The organism is Mesotoga infera (assembly GCA_011045915.1).
GTDB lineage: Bacteria > Thermotogota > Thermotogae > Petrotogales > Kosmotogaceae > Mesotoga > Mesotoga infera_D.
The window spans coordinates 1-4,270 of the sequence record DSBT01000359.1 but is presented as its reverse complement, the minus strand read 5'-3'; the positions used below and the strand labels follow the sequence as shown (position 1 = coordinate 4,270).

Annotated in this window: 6 protein-coding genes; 2 read left to right on the top strand and 4 right to left on the bottom strand. The window is 47.4% G+C overall.

Annotation, left to right across the window (positions count from 1 at the left end; genetic code table 11):
* The coding region (locus ENN47_11800; GenBank protein HDP78834.1) for a cytochrome c biogenesis protein CcdA at positions 1-123 on the top strand (123 nt) is incomplete at its 5' end.
* 4 nt (positions 124-127) lie between these two features.
* Positions 128-802 carry a thioredoxin gene (locus tag ENN47_11795; protein ID HDP78833.1) on the top strand — a complete coding sequence of 225 codons (675 nt, stop codon included), beginning with the start codon at positions 128-130 and terminating at the stop codon, positions 800-802.
* On the opposite strand, the gene ENN47_11790 is transcribed toward ENN47_11795, so the two are convergent.
* The 4 genes from ENN47_11790 to ENN47_11775 are packed head-to-tail and all read right to left on the bottom strand — an operon-like array spanning position 786 to position 4,190.
* Positions 786-1,346 (bottom strand): macro domain-containing protein, encoded by a 561-nt coding sequence (locus tag ENN47_11790; GenBank protein ID HDP78832.1) that lies wholly within the window; start codon positions 1,344-1,346, stop codon positions 786-788. The two genes, ENN47_11795 and ENN47_11790, sit on opposite strands and share 17 nt — an antisense overlap.
* A complete protein-coding gene (locus ENN47_11785) occupies positions 1,343-2,656 on the bottom strand; it encodes a replication-associated recombination protein A (GenBank protein HDP78831.1) in 1,314 nt (437 codons plus the stop codon). Before ENN47_11785 ends, ENN47_11790 begins: the two co-directional genes overlap by 4 nt.
* Positions 2,619-3,563, bottom strand: a complete 945-nt coding sequence (locus ENN47_11780; GenBank protein HDP78830.1) for an NAD-dependent epimerase/dehydratase family protein — start codon at positions 3,561-3,563, stop codon at positions 2,619-2,621. Before ENN47_11780 ends, ENN47_11785 begins: the two co-directional genes overlap by 38 nt.
* A gap of 9 nt (positions 3,564-3,572) precedes the next feature.
* A complete protein-coding gene (locus ENN47_11775) occupies positions 3,573-4,190 on the bottom strand; it encodes a uracil-DNA glycosylase (GenBank protein ID HDP78829.1) in 618 nt (205 codons plus the stop codon).
* Positions 4,191-4,270: the final 80 nt, after the last annotated feature.

Below are 4,270 nucleotides of genomic sequence, written 5' to 3'. Positions count from 1 at the left end.
TTTGGCGGCGAGAGCAAATGGAGGAAGGTCGTGAAGGTGGCGGTCTTCGTTGTTCTACTTGCGGCGGGACTCCTCACTATGACAGGAAACCTAAATCTATTACAGTTCGCAACGGGAGGTTGATTTAATGAAAAAGATAATCTTTGTTCTAATCCTGGTTCTACCCGCTATGGTTTTCTCTTATGCAGGAATGCTTGACGATTTCGATACTGCAATAAAGCTTGCTCAGATCGAAGATAAAGAGGCCATAGTCATGTTCTCTGACACCAGTTGTGTCTACTGCGTCAAGTTTGTGAAGGAGACGCTTTCAGACGGGACTGTTGAAGATTTGCTGAGAGCTGGCTTTGTCTTTTCTCAGATTTACAAGAGCAATCCAGGGACAGCTTCTTACATGGTTGGAGAGGAAATGAAGGAAATGACATATAATGACCTTTACGCCTACTTCCAGATTCGGGGAACGCCGACACTATGGTTCTTCACGACTGAAGGCGCTCTCCTGACAAATCTGCCGGGCTTTGTACCCGCAAATGATTTCGTTCCGATTCTCCGCTTCATTGGAGAGAAGGCTTATGAGTCGACAACTTTCGACGTTTTCCGCAGCAAGAGTTCAGATTACATGGGTAATGCAAAGATAGTCAGGGTAAATGAAGAAGAGTACAACTATGTCCTTGAGAACGATCCTATTGCGCTCGAATATGAAGGTCAGGACGTTGACATATATACAGTTTGGTTGACGAAGGACGAGTCAACGGCCGAGGAGCTTCTGGAAGAGGGAGTTTTCAGGGTTATTCTACTGAACTGAAATAATCGAGTGCGATCGAAAGAAACTCATCGTAAGCCTTCTTATCCAGCAGGCACATCTTGATTAGTTTCAGAGAAGAGGATCCACTCTTGGAAAAATGATCACCAACGGCTTTAAGAAACTGATTTGCACAAATAGATACCGGAACCCCGAAAATCCCTGTAGAAATTGCCGGAGTGGCAAGCGTAACGGCTTCCATTTCGGCAGCTCTTTTCAATACGTGTTCAAACGAAGAGCAGAGCTTTTCCTCGAGATTGAGCTCGCCATATTGCGGGCCGAATACGTGGATTATCTTCTTTGCATGAAGAGATCCGGCTCCTGTAACGGCGACTTCGCCAATCTCCAGAGGACCGTTCTCGCGAACATAGGCGTCGCTCTCAAACTGTATCTCTTTTCCACCAGCCCGTACAAGCGCACCGGCCACGCCTCCACCGTGCCTCAAGTAACCGTTTGATGCATTGACAATGATATCAACTTCCTGTTCAGTAATATCGGAAATCTCAAGCTGAACGACTCTTCCCTCTTCGAGAATGAAACTCTTCATTTTTCCTCCGGGTAATTCTTCATGCCTTTCCACAACGATCTAAGTCTTTGAAGAACGAGTTTCTCTTTGCCGCTCTCTCCTGGAACATAAAAGACTTCCTCCTTTATTGATTCGGGCAGGTAGAACTCCCTTGAAAAGCCTCCCGAGCTGTGAGGGTAGTTGTAGCCTTTGCTGTATCCCGTTTCCTTCATTACTTTCGTTACGGCGTTCCGTAATTTCAGCGGAACTTCCAGGTTGGGAGTCTTCTTTACGCTTTCCTGAGCCTTTGACATTGCGCTATAGGTTCTGTTGCTCTTTGTGGCCACCGAAAGATAGATGGCGGCCTCTGAAAGATTAAGCTTACACTCCGGCAAGCCAACGTTGTTGACGGCTTCAAAGGCAGCGTTGGCAACAACCAGCGCCATCGGATCTGACAGGCCTATATCCTCAGAAGAAAAGATGACCATTCTCCTTGCTACGAATTTTGGGTCCTCTCCGCCCTCAAGCATTCTCAACATGTAATAGAGAGCCGCATCGGGATCACTCCCTCTCATGCTCTTGATAAACGCGGAGATCAGGTCATAATGTTCCTCTCCCTTCTTCGTGTATCTTCCCGAAGGGAGTACAGAGAGTTCATTCATGACTTCCAGATCGAGCACAGGTCTTTCCAGAGCCGCGGCGCTCTCTACGAGCGTATCGAGAAGGTTTAGTGCAATTCTGGCATCGCCTCCGCTGCTCTGGGAAATCACATCGATCACGTCTTTGCTCACCTTCACACTTGACTCTCTCAAGAGACTGTCCTTTTCCATTGCCTTTCGGAGAAGATCGGCAATATCCTCCTGCTTTAGATTCTTCAAAATCACAAGTCTGCAGCGCGATAAAAGAGCGGGATTGACCTCGAAGCTAGGATTCTCAGTCGTGGCGCCGATAAGGATTATCAGACCCTTCTCAGTCACCGGAAGGAAGACATCCTGCTGACTCTTGTTCAGCCGATGAATTTCATCGACGAAAAGCACTAGCTGTTGGCCGACCCTCTTCAGTCTCTCTCCATGTTCGAAATGCTTCTTCAAATCGCCCGTTCCTTGAAGACTGGCGCTGAAGAATTCAAAATGGTATCGGTTTCCAAGCTTCGACTTGATGATTTCGCCGATCGTCGTTTTTCCCGTTCCAGGAGGACCATAGAGAATCATGGAAAACAGTTTGCCGCTCTCGACAGCTCCTCGAATTATGCCCTTGTTTCCAGTCAAGTGCTCCTGGCCTACAACGTCATTAAACTCTCTTGGCCTTAGCCTCTCACTGAGAGGAGACCAGTTCATTTCTGAAATACTCAATTGTATCTTCAAGCCCCTTTTCCAGCTTCACAGAAGCCTCCCAATTCAGCAAGGATTTCGCCTTTTCTGCATCAAGGATCGATTTCTTAAGATCACCAGGCCGAGATGCTTTGTGAATCGCTTCTTTAGAATAACCTGCTAGATTCTTCATTTTCGCGAACAATTCATTTACCGACGTTCCTGTTCCCGTTCCCACGTTCACGGTTTCATTCTCGCATTTCTCAAGTGCCAGAAGATTTGCCTTCGCAACGTCACTCACGAAGACGTAGTCTCTCACATTTTCCCCATCCCCGAAGATAACAACTTCTTGACCGCGAAGCATCCTCTCCGAGAAGATCGCGACAACACCTGCCTCCCCGTAAGGGTCCTGTCGCGGGCCATAGACGTTTGCGTATCTGAGCACAGTGTACTTCAGGCCGACTTCGTTGGAGAAGAATCTAAGGTAGTTTTCAACAGAGAATTTTGCTATGCCGTACGGAGAAAGTGGTTTGGGAAGCTCCCCCTCGTCGGTCGGAATCTTTTTTACGTCGTCGCCGTAGATCGCGCCGCCAGTAGATGAAAAGATAACATTCTTTATTCCGTATTTTGCCGCGATCTTCAAAAGTCTCAGTGTGCCGATTATATTTATCATCGCATCTTCCTCGGGTTCTCTCACCGATTTCGAGACGCTAATCTGAGCGGCCAGATGGAAGAGGACGGTCGGTTTATGCAGCATGAAGACTCTTTCCATCATTTCGACGTCAGTTATGTCCTGTTCATAGAAGAGCGCTCGAGGATCCAAATTTTCAATCTTTCCACTCGACAGATTGTCCACAACGATGGGTATCTTTCCGGCTGAAATCAAGTGGTCTACAACGTGCGATCCGATGAATCCTGCTCCTCCAGTAACCAAATAGTTTTCGGCCATACTTTCCTCCTATATGTTGATTTCCTTTCCTGCAAGCAATTGATCGTACATCTTCCTGACTTTTTGAATGTCTTCCCAGGTCAGGCTCTTTGGTGAACCCGGGGCCCTTGAAGCATTTCTTAGGAGATAACTCGGATGGAACATTGCAAAGACCTTAACTCCTCCGATCCATTCGAATAGTTGCCCTCTTACTTTCGTAATTTGAATTTTGTCCTGTTCTACGAAATATGACAAGGCTGTCGCTCCCAAAGCGACAACGACCCTTGGTCTAATTACCGCAAGCTGAGAGAGAAGATACGGTGAACATGCCCTCTGTTCCTCGGCCGTCGGCACTCTGTTCTTCGGAGGTCTGCACTTCACAATATTCGTGATAAATATGTCTTGCCTGGATAGCTTAACGGATTCCAGTATCTTTGTAAGCAATTCGCCGGCCTTTCCCACAAAGGGTCTGCCGGAAGCATCTTCATCGGCTCCAGGTCCTTCGCCTACAAACACTACAGGTGTTTCGATCGAGCCTTCTCCGGGTACAGTGTTGGTTCTCGATGAGCTAAGCGGACAGAGGTTGCAGTCGCTTATTCTCGAGTTGAGCTCCAGAAGGAGCTCCTTTCTCTTGACGTAGTCAGTCAACAGTTCTCACCTCAGAATCTGAATCTGAAGAACGGAGCGCCTTTATAGAGGCCGATAACAAAGTATCTATCCTTCAGTTC

Excerpts from the sequence above, each read along its gene's own strand:
- ENN47_11795 (HDP78833.1), top strand. The coding sequence starts at position 128 with ATGAAAAAGATAATCTTTGTTCTAATCCTGGTTCTACCCGCTATGGTT.
- ENN47_11790 (HDP78832.1), bottom strand. The coding sequence starts at position 1,346 with ATGAAGAGTTTCATTCTCGAAGAGGGAAGAGTCGTTCAGCTTGAGATT.
- ENN47_11780 (HDP78830.1), bottom strand. The coding sequence starts at position 3,563 with ATGGCCGAAAACTATTTGGTTACTGGAGGAGCAGGATTCATCGGATCG.